Annotated in this window: 19 protein-coding genes; 6 read left to right on the top strand and 13 right to left on the bottom strand. The window is 62.8% G+C overall.

What is annotated here, in order from left to right; translation table 11 throughout:
* Nucleotides 1–2: 2 nt before the first annotated feature.
* From AC1DVW_RS00095 to coxB, 3 genes are all read right to left on the bottom strand, one after another.
* Nucleotides 3–947: a heme o synthase gene (locus tag AC1DVW_RS00095; RefSeq protein WP_477243551.1), complete on the bottom strand. Its 945-nt coding sequence runs from the start codon at nucleotides 945–947 to the stop codon at nucleotides 3–5.
* A 70-nt stretch (nucleotides 948–1017) separates the two neighbouring features.
* A complete protein-coding gene (gene ctaD / locus AC1DVW_RS00090) occupies nucleotides 1018–2670 on the bottom strand; it encodes a cytochrome c oxidase subunit I (protein ID WP_477243549.1) in 1653 nt (550 codons plus the stop codon).
* Nucleotides 2671–2707: 37 nt separating this feature from the next.
* Nucleotides 2708–3619 (bottom strand): cytochrome c oxidase subunit II, encoded by a 912-nt coding sequence (coxB, locus tag AC1DVW_RS00085; RefSeq protein ID WP_477243547.1) that lies wholly within the window; start codon nucleotides 3617–3619, stop codon nucleotides 2708–2710.
* Between the two features lie 353 nt (nucleotides 3620–3972).
* Here coxB and AC1DVW_RS00080 point away from each other — a divergent pair, with 353 nt between their 5' ends.
* The 5 genes from AC1DVW_RS00080 to AC1DVW_RS00060 all read left to right on the top strand — a co-directional run bounded on the left by AC1DVW_RS00080 (nucleotide 3973) and on the right by AC1DVW_RS00060 (nucleotide 7707).
* Entirely contained in the window at nucleotides 3973–4539 is a 567-nt protein-coding gene (locus tag AC1DVW_RS00080; RefSeq protein WP_477271843.1) for an invasion associated locus B family protein, read from the top strand.
* A gap of 7 nt (nucleotides 4540–4546) precedes the next feature.
* Nucleotides 4547–5038, top strand: coding sequence for an N-acetyltransferase family protein (locus AC1DVW_RS00075; protein ID WP_477271841.1), 492 nt, complete (start codon nucleotides 4547–4549; stop codon nucleotides 5036–5038).
* Entirely contained in the window at nucleotides 5035–5379 is a 345-nt protein-coding gene (locus tag AC1DVW_RS00070) for a YbjN domain-containing protein (protein WP_477321545.1), read from the top strand. Before AC1DVW_RS00075 ends, AC1DVW_RS00070 begins: the two co-directional genes overlap by 4 nt.
* A gap of 113 nt (nucleotides 5380–5492) precedes the next feature.
* On the top strand, nucleotides 5493–6905 hold the full coding sequence (gene tldD / locus AC1DVW_RS00065; protein ID WP_477320626.1) for a metalloprotease TldD: 1413 nt from the start codon (nucleotides 5493–5495) through the stop codon (nucleotides 6903–6905).
* A 151-nt stretch (nucleotides 6906–7056) separates the two neighbouring features.
* Nucleotides 7057–7707, top strand: coding sequence for a transglutaminase-like cysteine peptidase (locus tag AC1DVW_RS00060; protein ID WP_477320625.1), 651 nt, complete (start codon nucleotides 7057–7059; stop codon nucleotides 7705–7707).
* 7 nt (nucleotides 7708–7714) lie between these two features.
* Here the strand turns inward: AC1DVW_RS00060 and AC1DVW_RS00055 are convergent, their stop codons facing one another.
* The 10 genes from AC1DVW_RS00055 to AC1DVW_RS00010 form a co-directional block, all read right to left on the bottom strand.
* Nucleotides 7715–8956: a class I SAM-dependent RNA methyltransferase gene (locus AC1DVW_RS00055; RefSeq protein ID WP_477320624.1), complete on the bottom strand. Its 1242-nt coding sequence runs from the start codon at nucleotides 8954–8956 to the stop codon at nucleotides 7715–7717.
* Nucleotides 8953–9747, bottom strand: coding sequence for a TlyA family RNA methyltransferase (locus AC1DVW_RS00050; RefSeq protein WP_477320623.1), 795 nt, complete (start codon nucleotides 9745–9747; stop codon nucleotides 8953–8955). The genes AC1DVW_RS00055 and AC1DVW_RS00050 overlap by 4 nt, the downstream gene beginning before the upstream one ends.
* Before the next feature lie 86 nt (nucleotides 9748–9833).
* A complete protein-coding gene (locus AC1DVW_RS00045) occupies nucleotides 9834–10127 on the bottom strand; it encodes a hypothetical protein (protein WP_477243539.1) in 294 nt (97 codons plus the stop codon).
* A gap of 151 nt (nucleotides 10128–10278) precedes the next feature.
* A complete protein-coding gene (gene dxs / locus AC1DVW_RS00040) occupies nucleotides 10279–12192 on the bottom strand; it encodes a 1-deoxy-D-xylulose-5-phosphate synthase (protein WP_477320622.1) in 1914 nt (637 codons plus the stop codon).
* Between the two features lie 209 nt (nucleotides 12193–12401).
* Nucleotides 12402–13322, bottom strand: a complete 921-nt coding sequence (locus AC1DVW_RS00035; RefSeq protein ID WP_477320621.1) for a pirin family protein — start codon at nucleotides 13320–13322, stop codon at nucleotides 12402–12404.
* A 9-nt stretch (nucleotides 13323–13331) separates the two neighbouring features.
* Nucleotides 13332–13598, bottom strand: a complete 267-nt coding sequence (locus tag AC1DVW_RS00030; protein WP_258603649.1) for a DUF2277 domain-containing protein — start codon at nucleotides 13596–13598, stop codon at nucleotides 13332–13334.
* Nucleotides 13599–13643: 45 nt separating this feature from the next.
* Entirely contained in the window at nucleotides 13644–13895 is a 252-nt protein-coding gene (locus AC1DVW_RS00025; RefSeq protein WP_477243532.1) for an exodeoxyribonuclease VII small subunit, read from the bottom strand.
* A gap of 3 nt (nucleotides 13896–13898) precedes the next feature.
* Nucleotides 13899–14825, bottom strand: coding sequence for a histone deacetylase family protein (locus tag AC1DVW_RS00020; RefSeq protein ID WP_477243530.1), 927 nt, complete (start codon nucleotides 14823–14825; stop codon nucleotides 13899–13901).
* A gap of 172 nt (nucleotides 14826–14997) precedes the next feature.
* Nucleotides 14998–15981, bottom strand: coding sequence for a hypothetical protein (locus AC1DVW_RS00015; protein WP_477320620.1), 984 nt, complete (start codon nucleotides 15979–15981; stop codon nucleotides 14998–15000).
* A gap of 84 nt (nucleotides 15982–16065) precedes the next feature.
* Complete coding sequence (locus tag AC1DVW_RS00010; protein ID WP_477243527.1) at nucleotides 16066–16671, bottom strand: TetR/AcrR family transcriptional regulator; 606 nt, start codon at nucleotides 16669–16671, stop codon at nucleotides 16066–16068.
* 120 nt (nucleotides 16672–16791) lie between these two features.
* Between AC1DVW_RS00010 and AC1DVW_RS00005 the strand changes: the two genes are divergently transcribed.
* Complete coding sequence (locus AC1DVW_RS00005) at nucleotides 16792–18015, top strand: MFS transporter (protein ID WP_477320619.1); 1224 nt, start codon at nucleotides 16792–16794, stop codon at nucleotides 18013–18015.
* Nucleotides 18016–18300 lie beyond the last annotated feature (285 nt).

The raw sequence follows: 18300 nt of genomic DNA, 5'->3' as shown, positions 1-18300 counted from the left end.
GGTCATGCTCCACCGATGGCGAGCGCGCGACCGACGACGCAGTCGGCAAGGTAGATCGCGAAGATGGCGAACAGATACAGCAGCGAGTAGCCGAACAGGGCCTTGGCCGGCTTCATGACGCGGTCGTCGTCCGTCATCTGCAGCACCTTCCAGGCATACCAGACGAAGCCGGCGCCAAGCAGTAATGCGGCGATGCCATAGGCCGATGTGGTGAAGCCGAGGATCCATGGCAGCACGCCAACCGGTGCAAGGATCAGCGCGTAGGCGAAGATCTGGCGCCGGGTCGATGCCTGGCCGGCAACGTTCGGCATCATCGGGATGCCGGCTTTCGCATAGTCCTCGGACTTGAACAGCGCTAGCGCCCAGAAATGCGGCGGCGTCCACAGGAAGATGATGAGGAACAGGATGAGGCTTTCGAGGCTGACCGCTCCGGTCGCCGCGGCCCAGCCGATGACCGGCGGAATGGCGCCCGCGGCGCCGCCGATGACGATGTTCTGTGGCGTCGAGCGCTTCAGCCACATCGTGTAGACGACGGCGTAGAAGAAGATGGTGAAGGCCAGCAGCGTCGCCGACAGCCAGTTGACCAGGACGCCGAGGGTCATCACCGACAGCACCGAAAGCACGAGGCCGAAACTCAGGGCTTCACCGGGCCGGATGCGGCCGGCCGGGACCGGACGTCCGGCGGTTCTGGTCATCACCGCATCGATGTCGGCGTCGTACCACATGTTGAGCGCGCCCGACGCGCCGGCACCGATGGCAATGGCCAGGATGGCGATCACCGCCAGCAACGGATTGATGGTCACCGGTGCGGCAACCAGGCCGACAAAGGCGGTAAACACCACCAGCGACATGACGCGCGGCTTCAGCAGGGCGAAGAAATCGCCCGCCGTGGCTTCCGACATGCGAAAGCCCGCTTCGTCAATCAATGGGTCGTCGACTAGGGCCATGCGTACTTAAGTCCATCATTCCGTTGGCCAAAACCGCCGGACGAGCCGGCGGTTTCGTATTCAAGCTGCCTTACTTGATCTTCGGCAGCTGTTCCCACTGGTGGAAAGGCGGCGGCGAAGGCAGCTGCCATTCAAGCGTCGTGGCGCCCTCGCCCCATGGATTGGCGCCGGCCACCCGCTTCTTCTGGAAGGCCTCGAACACGCCATAGAGGAAGATCGCGACGCCGACGGCCGAGATATACGAGCCGTAGGACGACACCATGTTCCAGCCAGCAAACGCATCCGGGTAGTCGATGGTGCGGCGCGGCATGCCGGCAAGGCCGAGGAAATGCTGCGGGAAGAAGATCAGGTTGACGCCGATGAAGGTGACCCAGAAATGGGTGTTGGCGATGGCGAAGGAATACATGTAGCCGGTCATCTTCGGGAACCAGTAGTACCAGCCGGCGAAGATGGCGAACACCGCGCCGAGCGACAGCACGTAGTGGAAGTGGGCGATGACGAAATAGGTGTCGTGCAGCGAGCGGTCGAGACCGGCATTGGCGAGCTGAACGCCGGTCACGCCGCCAATCGTAAACAGGAAGATGAAGCCGAGCGCCCACAGCATCGGCGGCTTCAGCGAAATCGAGCCGCCCCACATCGTCGCGATCCAGGAGAAGATCTTCACGCCCGTCGGCACGGCAATGACCATGGTGGCGAAGACGAAATAGCGCTGCGTGTCGAGCGACAGGCCGGTCGTGTACATGTGGTGGGCCCAGACGATGAACCCGACCGCGCCGATCGCCACCATGGCATAGGCCATGCCGAGATAGCCGAACACCGGCTTCTTAGAGAAGGTGGAGACGATATGGCTGATGATGCCAAAGCCCGGCAGGATCAGGATGTAGACTTCCGGGTGACCGAAGAACCAGAACAGATGCTGGAACAGGATCGGGTCACCGCCGCCATCCGGGGCAAAGAAGGTGGTGCCGAAGTTGCGGTCGGTGAGCAGCATGGTGATGCCGCCGGCCAGAACCGGCAGCGACAAAAGCAGCAGGAAGGCGGTGATCAGCACCGACCAGGCAAACAGCGGCATCTTGTGCATGGTCATGCCAGGCGCGCGCATGTTGAAGATGGTGGTGATGAAGTTGATTGCGCCGAGGATGGACGAGGCGCCGGCAATGTGGATCGACAGGATCGCCAGATCCATCGCCGGCCCGGGCTGGCCCGAGGTCGACAGCGGCGGATAAAGCGTCCAGCCGCCGCCGACGCCGTAGGCGCCAGGCGCGCTCGGCATGAAGGCCGAGGTGATCAGCAGGATGAAAGCCGGCGGCAGCAGCCAGAACGAGATGTTGTTCATGCGCGGGAACGCCATGTCCGGCGCGCCGATCATGATCGGCACCATCCAGTTGGCAAAGCCGCCGATCAGCGCGGGCATGACCATGAAAAAGATCATGATCAGGGCGTGCGCAGTGCCGAAGGCATTGTACATGCTCTTGCCGCCATCGATGGCGGCATCGCCGTTCATGCCGTAGACCATCTGCGCCAGGCCGGTGAATATCTGGATGCCCGGCTCCTGAAGCTCCATGCGGATGACGACCGAAAGCGCCCCGCCGACGATGCCCGCGAAGATCGCGAAGATCAAATAGAGCGTACCAATATCCTTGTGGTTGGTCGAATACACCCACCGGACCCAGCCGTGATAGGGCTTGTGGTCGTGATCGTCGTGAGCTGCAGCGTCTGCCATGTTCCGCTCCGTTCCCTGATCTCTTATGGTCGCGGCGTCAGTTGCCGGCGGCCGCTACCTTGTTTGTGCCATCGACCTCGGCCATCAGCGCCTTGTTGGCGCCGGGCAGATCGGTCTTGGCTGCCGCCAGCCAGGTCGTGTACTGCGCATCGGAGACGACACGGATCGCGATCGGCATGAAGGCGTGGTCCTTGCCGCAAAGCTGCGAGCACTGGCCGTAGTAGAGGCCTTCCTTTTCCGCCTTGAACCAGGTCTCGTTGGTGCGTCCGGGAACGGCGTCCATCTTGATGCCAAACGCAGGCATGGCAAAGGAGTGAATGACGTCGGTTGCGGTGACCAGCACGCGGGTCATGGTGTTGACCGGCACCACCATCTCATTGTCGACGGCGAGCAGGCGCGGGTAGACCTTGCGATCGTCCTTGCCGGCGGCAGCGCGGTCAGCGTCCTGCAGGATCGCCGAGTTGAAGGTAAGCGCCTTGTCGACCTGGTATTCGTAGTCCCAGTTCCACTGGTTTCCCGTCGCCTTGATGGTCAGCTTGGCTTCTTCCGGCGGCGTGTATTGCGCGGTCAGCAGCTGGAACGACGGTATGGCGATCAAAAGCAGGACGATGACAGGCCCGATGGTCCAGATCACTTCGATCAACGTGTTGTGGCTGGTCTTCGAAGGGATGGGATTCACGCTCGCACGGAACTTCCAGATGCAATAGGCGAGCAGGAAAAGCACCACGGCGGTGATGATGACGATGAACCAAAGCGTGTAGTTCCCGAACCACTCGATCTGCCGCATCATGTCGGTCGCCGGAGGCTGAAAACCGGTCTCCCACGGCTGGGGCTGAGCCGCATGGGCGGACGCACCGGCAAAGACTGTGGCGGCGGCTGCGCCTGCCAGAGATTTGGCGCTTGCTAGAAAATTGGCGCTAGCTAGGAATTTTCTCATCGCCCTCATCATCTCCCGGTTCCTCGCGATCGGAGCGCAAGAATATCTGATAAAGCCGGGATGGGAATCCCGGACAGTCCCAAGGCTGGTTCAAACCATACTCTATTTGCCTCCGCAAGAAAGGAGCGGAGGAAACCGTGCGGCATTTTTGCGCGCAAGTGCGATAGCGGCCTTTTTGCCTTGCGCGGATCGGGGATGGACGGGCGGCGCAGGCGTGCGGACAGAATGCGCCGGACGGTCGCAATTCGGGCGAATTTGCTAGGGAAAAGCGGATTGTGGCCGCTATCGGGGCAGACCAGCGGCGGTCTCATCCTTTACTTGGCTTTGGCGCGGCTTAAAGTGCCGTGATTCGCAATGGAGCCGTCATGAACGCTTGGCTTTCGGCAGATTTTGGGCTTTCGAGAAACTCTTGGCTTTCGAGAAACTGGACGAAGGTCATCGTTCTCGCCGCCCTCTCTTGCGTCGGCTTGTCCGGCATCAGCCATGCCAATGCCGCGCAGCCAAGCGGCACGGTGCGGTCGACGCATGGGGCGTGGTCGATCATCTGCGACACACCGGCCGGCGCCACGTCGGAACAATGCGTGATGATGCAGAACGTCGTCGCCGAGGACCGTCCCGAGATGGGGCTTTCCGTCGTCGTGCTGCGCACCGCCGACAACAAGGCCGAGATTTTGCGCGTGCTGGCGCCGCTCGGCGTGCTTTTGCCCAACGGACTTGGCCTCAATGTCGACGGCAAGGACATCGGCCGCGCCTATTTCGTGCGCTGTTTCCAGGATGGTTGCTATGCCGAGGTCATTCTCGAAAAGCCGCTGCTCGACACGCTGAAGACCGGCACGTCGGCCACCTTCATCGTCTTCCAGACGCCGGAAGAAGGCATCGGCATTCCCGTCGACCTCAAGGGATTCGCCGACGGTTTCGCCGCCCTGCCTTGAGACTGTTTTGGCCCTGAAACTGCTCGATCCCAACGACTTCGAGATCTTCAAGCGAATTCGCCTGGAGGCGTTGCGCGCTAATCCCGAAGCCTTCGCCAGCAGCCTGGCGGATTGGGAAGGTCTGCCGGACGAGGAGTGGCGACGGCGCCTGACGAACAACCCTGTTGTCGTCAGCTTTAGCGGCGATGAACCTGTCGGCATAATGGGCCTGATGCGACAGCAGGCCGGCAAGATGGCGCACCGCGCCACCATCATCATGGTTTACTTGCGCGACACCGAGCGCGGCGACGGACACGCCATCGCAATGCTCAATCTTTTGCTCGAACACGCCCGCGCATTGGGCATCAGGCAGGTCGAACTGGCCGTAAGCGCGGAAAATCCCGCCGCCATACGATTTTATCAACGCGAAGGTTTTCATGAAATCGGTCGCATCCCTGCCGGCTTTCTTCACGAGGGCCGGGAGATCGACGAAATCATGATGGCGCGGCGCCTGACATAGGCTACGGCTCGGCCAAGCTCGAAAAGGACGACGGTGGCGATCCGATGGTTTCCGGCCGGCTCCAGGGCATGAAATATGTGATCTACTTCTACGGTTGCGATAATCACGAGAAGTGCAAGTCGCTGCAGTTCTCCTCCGGCTACACCGATGCGTTCACGGCCGACCAGGCCAACGAATGGAACAAGAAATATCGCTGGATCAAGGCCTATTCCGGCGACGGATCCAACTTCAAGATGGATGTCAGCTTCATCGGCGGCATCACCAAGGCCAATCTCGAGGAACAGTTCTCGACCTGGGATTCGCTGACCAGCGATATCAAGGTTTTCGTGAACCAGAAGTAGCGCGGCCCTGGCCGGCCGCCGGCAATCGGCAATATCGATCTTGCCGATTGTCTGGGCGCGGCTTCGCGCCTACATCGTGGGAGACAATTCTTCTTCCCACGAACGGACCTGCCATGAACAGCCTGATCGGCCAATTCGACATTTCCGACGATCGCATCAAGCAGATCGTCGCCGAGACCCTCAACGGCGCCGACGACGGCGAGCTGTTCCTCGAATACAGCGAAAGCGAAGCGCTGATGTTCGACAATGGCCGGCTGAAGACCGCCAATTTCAACACCGACCAAGGCTTTGGCCTGCGCGCTGTCGCCGGCGAAGCCAGCGGCTACGCGCATTCCAGCGACCTTTCGGAAGCCTCGCTGCTGCGCGCCGCGGATGCCGTTGCAACGGTCAAGGGTGGCTATTCCGGCACGCTCGCAGCGGCACCCGCGCGCACCAACCGCCATCTCTACGGCGATGAAAACCCGATCCCCTCGCCTTCCTTCGAGGTCAAGGCAAAGCTGCTGCAGGAAATCGATGCCTGGCTGCGCGCCGAGGACCCGCGCGTGCGCCAGGTGACGGCCTCGCTCGCCGCCTCCTGGCAGCATGTCGAGATCGTACGTGCCGACGGCCAGATGGTGCGCGACATCCGCCCGCTGGTCAGGATTAACGTGTCGGTCGTCGTCGGCAATGGCGACCGCCAGGAGAGCGGCTCCTACGGCATGGGCGGACGCAAGGCGTTCGGCGAGTTTCTGGTCGAGGACAGCTGGAAGCACGCGGCCAAGGAGGCACTGCGGCAAGCACTGGTCAATCTCGAAGCCATTCCGGCGCCCGCCGGCACCTTTGACATCGTGCTGTCCAGCGGCTGGCCTGGGGTCATGTTGCACGAGGCCGTCGGCCACGGGCTGGAAGGCGATTTCAACCGCAAGAAGACATCGGCCTTCGCCGGGCTGCTGGGCCAGCAGGTCGCCGCCAAAGGCGTCACCGTCGTCGACGACGGCACCATGCCCGAGCGACGCGGCTCGCTGACCGTCGATGACGAAGGCACGCCTTCGGCCCGCAACGTGCTGATCGATGACGGCAAGCTCGTTGGCTATATGCAGGACCGCCAGAATGCCCGGCTGATGGGCATGAAGGCCACCGGCAACGGCCGACGCGAAGGCTATGCGCACCAGCCGATGCCGCGCATGACCAACACCTACATGACCTCGGGCGACATGGAGCCGGACGAGATCATCGCCTCGGTCAAGAACGGCATCTATGCCGTGTCCTTCGGCGGCGGCCAGGTCGACATCACCTCGGGCAAATTCGTGTTCGGCTGCACCGAGGCCTACATGATCGAAGACGGCAAGGTGACGCAGCCGATCAAGGGCGCCATGCTGATCGGCAACGGGCCGGACGCCATGCATCGCGTGTCGATGATCGGCAACGACATGAAGCTCGACAACGGCATCGGCATGTGCGGCAAGGCCGGACAGGGCGTACCGGTCGGCGTCGGCCAGCCGCATCTGAGGATGAACCAGATGACGGTCGGCGGCACCAGGGTTTGAGGATGCCGCCGTGTTCCGGCAACAAGCCTAAATCTCAGCCATACCTTGAAGTGAACACAATCGGCGTTAGGAAATTGGTAACTGTTTAACCGCCTGGGCCACGTTTCCGCGCAAACGCTGTACCAGCCTTCTCGTTGCGGTGGTGTTGGCAATGCAGCGTTCCCCCGGCGTCCTGGCTTTCCTGCTTGGCTTGGTTTCATTGATTGGCGCGACATCACTGCAAGCCAATCCGGCGTCAGCACAGTCGACATGGTTCAAGTCGCGATCGACGCAATCTGCCGTCGTTGGCGGAAGCACCAGTGTCCCCTACGGCTGGATCGATTTCTGCCATCGCCGGCCAAAAGAGTGCAAGGTGCCTGCCCTGCCGGCCGCTGATATCAAGCTGACCGCGCAGAACCTGCGCACCCTCAAGCGGGTCAATCAGAAGGCGAACAGCTCCATCAAACCGGTCAGCAATTTCGATCATTGGGGCACGATGATGGACCACTGGGACTATCCGGTGGACGGCAAGGGCGACTGCAAGATCTACGCGCTCTACAAGCGCAAGCTGCTTCTGCAGGCAGGATTCCCGCGGCAGGCGCTGCTGATGACGGTCGTGCGCGACCTGAACAATGAAGGCCACACCATCCTGACGGTGAAAACCGACAAGGGCGATCTTGTCCTGGACAATCTGGTCGATGAGATCAGGCCGTGGAACGCGACGGGCTATTACTTCCTGAAACGCCAGTCGCAGCAGAACCCAAACACCTGGGTATCGATCAACCAACGGGGCGGCACGCCGAAACGGATGTCGCCAAGCTAGCCTACGGCTAACGCCGCCGTTTCGGCTTCTCCAGCAGCGCCACCGCCTCGACATGCGACGACCACAGGAACTGGTCGATCGGGGTGACGCTCTTCAGCGTATAGCCACCATCGATCAGGATGCGCAGGTCGCGCGCCAGCGTCACCGGATTGCAGGAGACGGCGACGACCAGCGGCACGTCGGAACGGGCGATCTGCTTCGACTGGTCCTCGGCACCGGCGCGCGGCGGATCGAAGACGAGGCCGTCGAAGGCATTCAACTCCTTGAAGGTGAGCGGCCGGCGGAACAGGTCGCGGCGTTCGGCGGTCACCCGCTTCAGCCCAGAGGCGAAACGAAATCCCCGGTCGAGCGCCGCAAGGGCTGCCGCATCGCCTTCCACCGCATGGACTTCCGATTTCGCCGCCAGGCGCAGGGCAAAGCTGCCGCAGCCGGCGAAAAGATCGGTGACCTTCTTGGCCCGCGACAGGTGCTGGCCGACGATATCCGCCATCGCTTGCTCGGCGGCCTGCGTCGCCTGCAGGAAGGCACCCGGCGGCACCGCGACGGCGATGCCGCCAAACATGACCACCGGCTTCTTCGGCTCGACGACGATCTCGTCATCGACCGAAAGCCGGGCCAGTCCTTCGCCGATGACAAAATTGGAAGCGACGCGGCGCTGGTTTTCGCCGAGCTTGCCGGACTCGTGGACCGCGATGTCGAGGCCCGAGCCGGTCAACGTCACCGTCATGCGGAACGATTTGGTGGTTGCGCATACGAGTTCTGCGAGTGCCCTCAGACGATCGAGCGCTGCGACGATCTCGGGCAAGGAGATCGGACATTCCTCGATGGGAATGATTTCCGACGACAGCGCGCGAACGAAACCCAGCTTCATGCCGGCCTCGCTGCGCCGGGCCGTGAAGACGACGCGGCGGCGCGTATGCGGCGCGCATGGCACCAGCGCGCCTACATCGCTGGCTATGCCCTTGCTCTTCAGCGCCTGCACGACCTTTTCGCGCTTCCACTGGTGATAGGCTTCGGCTTCCAGATGCTGGAGGGCGCAGCCGCCGCATTCGGTGAAATGCCGGCAGGCGGGGTCGATCCGCAACGGTGACGTCTCCAGCACCGCCATCAGCGTGGCGCGGTCCTTTTCGCGTGCGGCGGTGACGGTTTCACCGGGCAGCGCAAACGGGATGAACACCTCGCCGGTTTCGGCCTCGGCGACGCCGTCGCCCTGGGAGCCCAGTCTTGCGATGGTGAAGCGCGCGCTCATTGGTCGCGCCCCTTGGGATCGCTGCCCTTGGCGTCCTTGATACCGGCAAGCAGGAATTCGCGATTGCCGTCACCACCTTCGATCGGCGACAGATGCAGCCCCAGCGTGCGCCAGCCGGGGACGCCTTCGAGCCACTCCTGCAGCAGGCCGGCAACGCGCGCGGCATCGTAAGGATCTTTCAGCAGGCCGCCCTTGCCGATCGCCTCGCGACCGGCCTCGAATTGCGGCTTGACCAGGAACACCGCTTTCGCGCCACTTTTGGCCAGAGCGAGCGCCGGCGGCAGCGCCAGTTTCAGCGAGATGAAGCTGACATCGGAAACGATGAAATCCGGAATGCGACCAGCCAGATCGGTGACCGAGAGTTCGCGAGCGTTCAGCCCTTCGATCGCCGTCACGCGCGGATCGCCTGATATGTCGGGATGCATCTGGCCATGTCCGACATCGATCGCGGTGACATGGGTCGCACCGCGTTCGAGCAGCACCTGGGTGAAGCCGCCGGTCGAGGCGCCGATGTCGAGCGCTTCGCTGCCCGTGGGATCGAGGCCGAAATGATCGAGCCCGGCGATCAGCTTCAGCGCCGCGCGCGAGACATAGCCCTGCGCCGGGTCGTCGATGGCGATCTGGCACTGCGGCAAGACGGTCTGGCCAGGCTTGCGGGCGATGGTGCCGTCGACCGTCACCGTGCCGCGCTCGACCGCGTCACGGGCGCGCGAGCGGCTGGCGAACAGGCCGCGTGCGACGAGCAGTTCGTCGAGCCGCTGGCGTGTGCTGGCTGGCAGAGGGGAATTCATCGGCCTTCATGGCGAAAGCCGACGATGATGGCAAGCACCTTGGGGCCGATCGGCAATCATCGGTCGACCGTAGCTGTCGATGAGTGTCAGAAGATGGTGCGCGAGACCTGCCGTTCGACGGCCGGCGTCAGACTGTCATTGCTGTCGCCAGAAGCCTGCTTGCGCGGGGGCTCAGCGGGGCCGGGTGCCACTGATACGGCGTCCGGAATGACGACGAATTGTAGCCTTTGCTTGTAGGAAAAGCCGCCACGGATGCCGCCGATCTTGCCGGCGACGATGCCCATCACCGCCTTTTCGAGGTTGCGATCATAGCGCGTTTCGGCCATGGCCGGCGCAGCGATAGCGGCCAAAAGGGCCACGCCGCACAGAAGCGTTCTCATTGTTTTTAACTCCCTGCCTTGGGCACGTTCTATAGCAGGGCGCCGTTGAAAAACGGCCAAGAGACACGGTAAGCAAAACAACAAACGGCAACGTAAACAGCGCGTTACGATCGCCAGCCGACAAACCGATTCAGGGCTTTGAGATTTTGATTCAGGCGCGCTGGGCGCGAGCGGTGTGGCCCAAGGCGACGAAAACGGTGCGCACGATGCCGGTCGCATCCAGCCCGGCATCGGCATACATTTTTTCAGGCTTGGCGTGATCGGTGAACGCGTCGGGCAGCACCAGCGGGCGCACCTTCAGGCCGCTTTCCAGCAGCCCTTCATGGGCGAGGAACTGCAGCACGTGACTGGCAAAGCCGCCGACCGCGCCCTCTTCCACCGTAACCAGCACTTCGTGCGAGCGGGCCAGCCGCCGGATCAGATCTTCGTCGAGCGGCTTGGCGAAACGGGCGTCGGCAACGGTGGTGGAAAGCCCGGCCGCGCCAAGCTCCTCAGCCGCAGCCAGGCAATCCTGCAGCCGCGTGCCGAAGGACAGCAGCGCAACCTTGGTGCCTTCCCTGACGATGCGACCCTTGCCGATTTCGAGGATCGAGCCGCGTTCCGGCATGTCGACACCGACGCCATTGCCGCGCGGATAGCGGAAGGCGATGGGGCCATCATCGTAGCTTGCCGCGGTGCGCACCATGTGGCGCAGTTCCGCCTCGTCGGCCGCCGCCATGACGACAAAGCCGGGCAGCGTCGCCAGGAAAGTGGTGTCGAAGGCGCCGCAATGGGTGGCGCCATCGGCACCGACGAAACCGGCGCGATCGATGGGAAAGCGCACCGGCAATTTCTGGATCGCCACGTCGTGGACGACCTGGTCGTAGGCGCGCTGCAGGAAGGTCGAATAGATCGCCGCGAACGGCTTGAAGCCTTCGGTGGCGAGGCCAGCGGCGAAGGTCACCGCATGCTGCTCGGCGATACCGACATCGAAGACCCTTGTCGGGAACGCCTCGCCGAACAGGTCAAGGCCGGTGCCGTTCGGCATGGCGGCGGTGACGGCGACGATGCGGTCGTCTTCACGGGCTTCCTGGACCAGGCTTTCGGCGAAGACCTTGGTGTAGCTCGGGGCGTTGGCCGGCGCCTTGGCCTGCGCGCCGGTGATGACATCGAACTTGTTGACGCCGTGATATTTGTCGGGCGCGGCCTCGGCAGGCCCGTAGCCCTTGCCCTTCTGGGTCACGACATGGATCAGCACCGGGCCGTCGCCATTGTCGCGGACGTTCTTCAACACCGGGATCAAATGCTCGAGATTGTGCCCGTCGATCGGGCCGATGTGATAGAAGCCAAGCTCCTCGAACAGCGTGCCGCCGGTGACGTAACCGCGTGCATGCTCGACCGCCCGGGTGATGGCGCGATCGGCGCGCTTGCCGAGATAGGAGGTCAGCTTCTTGCCGAAATCGCGCAAGCCGAGATAGGTCTTGCCGGAAGCCAGACGCGCCAGATAGGCGCTCATCGCGCCGGTCGGCGGCGCGATCGACATATCGTTGTCGTTGAGGATGACGATGAGGCGAGCATCGAGCGCGCCGGCATTGTTCATCGCTTCATAGGCCATGCCGGCCGACATGGCGCCGTCGCCGATGACGGCAATGACATTGTTGTGGCCACCGGAGAGATCGCGCGCCGCCGCCATGCCGAGGCCGGCGGAAATCGAGGTCGAGGAGTGCGCGGCGCCGAACGGATCGTATTCGCTCTCGGCGCGGCGGGTGAAGCCGGACAGGCCACCCTCCTGGCGCAGCGTGCGGATGCGGTCGCGGCGGCCGGTGAGGATCTTGTGCGGATAGGCCTGGTGGCCGACATCCCAGATCAGCCGGTCGTCCGGCGTGTTGAAAACGTAATGCAACGCCACCGTCAGTTCGACCACGCCAAGGCCGGCGCCGAGATGTCCACCGGTGTGGGACACCGCATCGATCAACTCGGCACGAAGCTCCGCAGCCAACTGCGGTAGCTCGCTTTCGGCAAGCGTGCGCAGGTCGGCCGGAATGCGGACCTTGTCGAGAAGCGGTGTGTGCAGCGTTGCGTTCACTGTTAAGGGGCCTGCTCAGATATGATGTTCATGCACGTCGATCATGGGCGAAATATGCCTCCGCCCAGCGAATGTAAATGCGTGTCAGTGACGCGGATGGTTCTGATCCAGAGCCTGATCCATCCCGATAGAACCGGGATGAGGCTCTGTCCTCCTGTTTGACCATGATCTTTTCCGAAAACCGGGTCCCACTTTTCGGGATCATGGTCTTAATTGTCCGGTAACGGAATGAACTCTTCCTCATCTCCAGGAACGATATCGAAGCGGCCTGTCTTCCATTCTTGTTTGGCCTGTTCGATGCGTTCTTTCGACGAGGAGACGAAATTCCACCAGATGTAGCGCGGCGAGCCGAGCGAAGCGCCGCCGAACAGCATGAAATGGGCACCAGTTTCCGACGAGACGACGATCTCGTCGCCCGGCTTGAACACCAATAGCCGCTCCGCCGGGAAGCGATCGCCGGAAATCGAAACCTCGCCTTCCAGCGTGTAGATGGCGCGCTCCTCGGCGTCGGCCGGGATCTTCACACTGGCGCCAGGCGCCAGCCTCAGATCGGCGTAGAGCGTCTCGGAGTCGGCTCTTACCGGCGACCGCAGCCCGGAAAACGCGCCGATGACGACGCGGCCGTTGACGCCTTCGGCGTCGATTTCGGGCAGACGGAGCGCCGCCGTGTTCTCGAAGACCGGGTCGACCTCTTCCTTGCCATCCGGCAGTGCCAACCAGGTCTGCAGGCCGGAGACCGACATCGGCGCGCCGCGCAACTCTTCCGGGGTGCGCTCGGAATGGACGATACCGCGGCCGGCGGTCATCAAATTCACGTCGCCGGGCTGGATCACCATTTCGGTGCCGAGCGAATCGCGATGCCTGATCTTGCCGTCGAACAGATAGGTGACGGTCGACAGGCCGATATGTGGATGCGGACGGACATCGAGCGCCTGGCCGGCGCGCAGGATGGCCGGTCCCATGCGGTCGAAGAAGATGAACGGGCCAACCAGCCGGCGCTTGGCCGTCGGCAGCGCGCGGCGAACCTGAAAGCCGCCAATATCCTTGGCGTTCGGAATGACCATCAGCTCGATCTGGTCGCTGGCGAAGGCGTCACCGACTTCAGGGTCTTTACCGGGGAAGAAGCTCATCGGAGGTCCTCAGGCGAAGCGGAGTGCCGATTTGGCCTTTGCCTTGGCCGCCACTTCCTCGCGGTTGCGCGGATGATGATTGGTTTCCATGGAATGCAGCAGTTCGTGCGCCGATGCGGCAATCGCCTCGACGGCACGGTCGAAGGCCGCCTGGTTGCGCTGCGAGGGCCGTGTCGTTCCGCTTAGTTTGCGCACGAATTGAAGCGCGGCGTCGCGGATCTCGTCATGGGTTGCCGGCGGATCGAAATTGAACAGGGTCTTGATGTTTCTGCACATGCTTGAACTCCTTACCTGCTTTCTCTGCCCGCCCCGTTTTGCAACCTATTCCGCGTCGAGTGGCTCGGTGCCAACCGGCTTGCCGTCGCGCGACAGCCTGATCTTCTCGACCTTGTCCTCGGCCGCCTTCAGCAACCGGTCGCAATGCAGCTTCAGCGCCTCGCCGCGCTCATAGATCTTGATCGACTGGTCGAGCGGCACGTCGCCGCGTTCCAGATCATCGACGATCTTTTCCAACGCGTCGAGTGCCTGCTCGAAGCTCATCGCCTTGACGTCTTCGTTCACTTCGCCAGCCATCCTCTATCCTTTCATCAGTCGCCCGACGTGGGCGGCGACCGAAAATGCCAGTCCCTGCAGATCGTAGCCGCCCTCGAGCAGGCTGACGAGGCGGTTGCCGCTGTGACGTGCAGCGCGCTCGAGCAACTGGCCGGTCGCCCAGTCGAAATCGTCCTCGGTCAGGTTGATCTGTGCCAGCGGATCGCGATGGTGCGCGTCGAAGCCGGCGGAAATTATGATCAGGTCGGGCGCGAAATTGTCGAGCGCCGGCAAAACCCGCGACAGGAAGGCATCGCGGAACACCTCCGAGCCAGTCTCCGGCGCCAGCGGCGCGTTGACGATGTTGCCGGCGCCGGTTTCGCCCTTGGCGCCGGTGCCGGGGTAAAGCGGCATCTGGTGCGTCGAACAGTAGAGCACCGACGGATCGTCCCAGAAAATATCCTGCGTGCCGTTGCCGTGATGCACGTCCCAGTCGACGACGGCGACGCGCTCGACGCCGTGTTTGTTCTGCGCATAGCGGGCGGCAATCGCCGCGGTGTTGAACAGGCAAAAGCCCATGGCCGTGGTCTTTTCGGCATGGTGGCCGGGCGGCCGCGCGGCGACAAAGACGTTGTCGGCACGGCCCTGGAAGACATCGTCGACGGCGGCGTTGGCGGCACCGATGGCCGTCACCGCGGCCTGCCAGCTTTTCGGGCTGGCGCTGGTGTCGGCATCGATCGAGACGATGCCGGTCTCGGGGATCGCGGCGCGGACGCGGGCGACGAAATCCTGGGGGTGGGCATAGAGGATGGTTGCCTCGTCACCTTCCGGCGCCTCGACGCGATCGAGCGCCGCAAAGGCCTCGTCGTCGAGCACGCGCTCGATGGCGCGCAAGCGGTCGGGCCGCTCTGGATGACCGGGCGGTGTCAGGTGTTCGAGAAAGATCGGGTGGGTGTAGAGCCGTGTGACCATGTCCCGATATAGGCGCGCCCGGCCGCTTTGACCATGTTTTCACGCCCGGAAAGGGCGACGTTCAACAGGGTTTAGACCGTGATCCCGAAAAGTGGGAACCGGTTTTCGGACAAGATCACGGTCAAACAAGAAAATAGAGCCCCATCCCGTTTTTATCGGGATGGATCAGGCTCTAGGTGTTTGGCGTCGGCTGGGTCCAGCGCGAGCCGCCGAACGAGGCCAGTGCCTTGTCCTTCAGTTCCCTGAACTTCGACGACGCCTCGGCCAGCCGCCGGTCCCAGTCGGGGTTCGGCACCTGGCCCTGGATGGTCTTGAAATAGACCTGCATCAGGCAAGCGATGGCAAAGGGTTCGATGAAGGCGGCCTTGAAGGCCCAGGCGAAGACGATGGCGAGCACGAAGGCCCAGCCTGCGAGTTGCCCCGGCATGAGGTACAGAATGGCGCCGGCCGGTGCCAGCATCAGCAGGAAGATGACCAGGGACACACCCCACATGATCACCGCCAGCCAGACGGCGTTCTTGACCATGGTCTTGCCGTTCTGCGCGTAGAGCACGACCCCTTGCCGCGCCGTCTCAAAGGGTGAGGCGGAATTGATGCGGATGTTGTAGCCGAGGATGATCTCGTCGACATAGGTCAGCGACAGGCGGATGACGGTGTTGATGAAACTGACCAGGCCGCTCAAGCCGGGAATGGGCAGGAAGGCGGCAATGCCGCCGATCAGGCCGGTGATGGCGCGGATGGCGCCCTTGACCAACTGGTCGAGCACGAAAAGGATGTTGGCTTCGGCAAAACGCTGAGTCACGACTTCCCTGGCATAGGCGATCTGGCTCTGGCCGCCGGGGACGTCGCGGCCGTCGATCAGGTGGACCATCACCGCGATATGGCCGGCCTTGACGATGTAGAGGATGTATTCGCGGATCCAGTAGACGGCGATCGAAACGACGCCGATACCGACCACGCCGCCCCACAGGGCAAACGACATCGGCCCGTCAGGATCCGTCGAGATATGGCCGACGCCATAGCCGACGCTGGCACCAGTACCGGTCGCCACGATGTAGGCCAGCGTGATGCCGAAATAGACGATCATGCGAAAGACGATGAAGGGCCATGTCCTGATCATGATGGACACCGACCTGCCGATCTCGAAATCCCACATGTCCCGAATCTCCCCTCAGAGATGGTCGCAGAGGATGAACTCAGGCGGGCGATTGTCAATCTCGGGCCGACCGGCGACTGCCAATTATCCCGGCAAATCGCCAGTTCGCTTGAGCAGCCCTTCCAGAAGGATGTTGAAGGCCTTCACCGCCTTTTTCGACGTGGCTTCGGGATCGTCCGAATTTGCGATCCACTGCGCCGCATGCAGCGAGGCGCCACTGATCAGCCTTGCCGCAGCTTCGGCATCGACGCCGACGATGGTTCCCTCGTCGCTCAGCCTTTGAAGGTTCTCCGTCATCAAGCGGATGCATTCGTTCTGGCTCGGCCATTGCGAAGGATCGCCAAGCACCGCCGGCCCGTCGCGCAACACGATGCGCTGGATTTCCGGCTCCAGGGCCATTTCGATATAGGCCGTGCATTCATCGACAAAGCCGCTCCAGAGCGTGTCCGCTTTGGCTGAAACGACTTTCAGCCGGGCGAACATTTCAGCGTCGATCTCGGCGATCACCGCCTGCAGCAGTCCCTTCTTGTCGCCGAAATGATGATAGAGCGCGCCGCGCGTCAGCCCGGCCGATGCGGTGAAATCATCCATCGAGGCCTCGGCATAGCCGACGGTGCCAAAAGCCTGGCGCGCGGCCGCCACCAGCTTGGCACGCGTCTCTGCGATCATCTCCTTGCGGGGTCTGTGCATGGTTCTGGCCCTACTGACATACGCTGCGTATGCCAATTGACATACGTGGCGTATGCTCTATTTAACAATCATACGCCACGTATGTAATTGTCGAACCTGCCTTTGTCGAGGAGCCAGACCATGCAAAACCCCTATTCGGAAATCTTTCGCGCCCCTGGCGCCAAAGGCTTCGCCGCCGCTGGCTTCGTTGCCCGACTGCCGATCGCCATGGCGCCGATCGGGATCGTCGCCATGCTGTCGCAGACACATGGCGAATACTGGCTGGCCGGCGCCGTCTCGGCGACATACGCACTGGCCAACGCATTTCTCGCACCGCAGATATCAAGGCTGGTGGATCGCCTTGGCCAGACCCGCATTGTCGTGCCGACCACGGTCCTTTCGGTGCTCGCCTTCGTGATCCTGATCGCGGCGGCCAATCAACACTGGCCGATATGGACGCTGTTCGTGTCGGCGCTGCTCGCCGCCGCCATGCCCAGCATCCCGGCAATGGTGCGCGCGCGCTGGACCGAGATTTTTCGCGATCGCCCCGAGATGAACACCGCGTTCGCCTTCGAATCGGCGGCGGACGAACTGGTCTATGTCGCAGGCGCATCGCTATCGGTGGGTCTGAGCGTCGCCCTGTTTCCGGAAGCGGGCATGCTGGCGAGCACATTGTTCCTCGCCTTCGGCTCGATGGCCTTCATCCTGCAGCGCTCGACCGAGCCACGGGTGCGACCGGTGAGACAAGGTTCGCGCGGCTCGGCAATCCGCCTGCGCGCGGTTCAGATCATCACCTTCGCCCTGATCTTCATCGGCGCCACCTTCGCGACCACGGAAGTGAGCACCGTGGCGATCACCAAGGCGCTTGGCCTGCCGGGCGCCGCCAGCCTCGTCATCGGCGTCTACGCGCTGGGATCGTTCGTCGTCGGCATCATCATCGGCACGCTGAGCCTGAGAACGCCGCTGCAGCACCAGCTTGCCATTGCCGTCGCCGTCATCGCGCTCACCACGCTGCCGCTGCTGGTTGCCGACACGGTGCCGCTGCTGGCGCTGGCGGTCTTCGCCAGCGGCTTAGCAATCTCGCCGACCTTCATCACGGCATTCGGCCTGATCGAGCGGCACGTGCCGGAGGCGATGCTGACCGAGGGCATCACCTGGGTCACCACCGGCATCGGCATCGGCATGGCGCTCGGCTCCTTCGCCGCCGGCGCGGTGGTGGATGCGTATGGCGCCCAGAACGGGTTCTGGGTCTCGGTGGCGTCGGGGGTCATCGCATTGGTCACAGTGCTCGCGGGCCAGCACAGCTTGGCAACCCACACATGCGATCTGGACGAATGCAACGCGGCCGCCGTTCCTGCGGAATAACGTAGACAAGCATCCAGCCGTTTGTCTCGATAGTGCCGACGTTCAGAATTGGCAGCGGCCTCCGGGACGTCGTCATCCCAGGGCGAAGCAGGAGCGAAGCTCCGTCGCGGAGACCCTGGGATCCATGCCGCGACTTTTGCCGTAGAGTGCAGCGGAGCAGAATTCTGAACCGTCGCAGCGTGTCGAGTTCACGGCATGGCAACTGTGTTCACGCGAATGCGGTTTTGTCCCTGATGATAGCGTTGAGGGTGACCAGAAGCTTCCTTGCGACGGCGACGATGGCGA

Source organism: Mesorhizobium sp. P3_B5 (assembly GCF_056402815.1).
Note: the sequence above shows the minus strand (reverse complement) of the source record. Positions and strands in the feature narration are given on the sequence as shown.

Coding starts and splice junctions, on each gene's coding strand:
- AC1DVW_RS00080 (WP_477271843.1), top strand. CDS start 3,973: ATGAACGCTTGGCTTTCGGCAGATTTTGGGCTTTCGAGAAACTCTTGG.
- AC1DVW_RS00095 (WP_477243551.1), bottom strand. CDS start 947: ATGGCCCTAGTCGACGACCCATTGATTGACGAAGCGGGCTTTCGCATG.
- AC1DVW_RS00035 (WP_477320621.1), bottom strand. CDS start 13,322: ATGAGCTTCTTCCCCGGTAAAGACCCTGAAGTCGGTGACGCCTTCGCC.
- AC1DVW_RS00050 (WP_477320623.1), bottom strand. CDS start 9,747: ATGAATTCCCCTCTGCCAGCCAGCACACGCCAGCGGCTCGACGAACTG.
- AC1DVW_RS00025 (WP_477243532.1), bottom strand. CDS start 13,895: ATGGCTGGCGAAGTGAACGAAGACGTCAAGGCGATGAGCTTCGAGCAG.
- AC1DVW_RS00055 (WP_477320624.1), bottom strand. CDS start 8,956: ATGAGCGCGCGCTTCACCATCGCAAGACTGGGCTCCCAGGGCGACGGC.
- tldD (WP_477320626.1), top strand. CDS start 5,493: ATGAACAGCCTGATCGGCCAATTCGACATTTCCGACGATCGCATCAAG.
- AC1DVW_RS00010 (WP_477243527.1), bottom strand. CDS start 16,671: ATGCACAGACCCCGCAAGGAGATGATCGCAGAGACGCGTGCCAAGCTG.
- AC1DVW_RS00015 (WP_477320620.1), bottom strand. CDS start 15,981: ATGTGGGATTTCGAGATCGGCAGGTCGGTGTCCATCATGATCAGGACA.
- AC1DVW_RS00020 (WP_477243530.1), bottom strand. CDS start 14,825: ATGGTCACACGGCTCTACACCCACCCGATCTTTCTCGAACACCTGACA.
- ctaD (WP_477243549.1), bottom strand. CDS start 2,670: ATGGCAGACGCTGCAGCTCACGACGATCACGACCACAAGCCCTATCAC.
- AC1DVW_RS00030 (WP_258603649.1), bottom strand. CDS start 13,598: ATGTGCAGAAACATCAAGACCCTGTTCAATTTCGATCCGCCGGCAACC.
- coxB (WP_477243547.1), bottom strand. CDS start 3,619: ATGATGAGGGCGATGAGAAAATTCCTAGCTAGCGCCAATTTTCTAGCA.
- AC1DVW_RS00060 (WP_477320625.1), top strand. CDS start 7,057: ATGCAGCGTTCCCCCGGCGTCCTGGCTTTCCTGCTTGGCTTGGTTTCA.
- AC1DVW_RS00005 (WP_477320619.1), top strand. CDS start 16,792: ATGCAAAACCCCTATTCGGAAATCTTTCGCGCCCCTGGCGCCAAAGGC.
- AC1DVW_RS00045 (WP_477243539.1), bottom strand. CDS start 10,127: ATGAGAACGCTTCTGTGCGGCGTGGCCCTTTTGGCCGCTATCGCTGCG.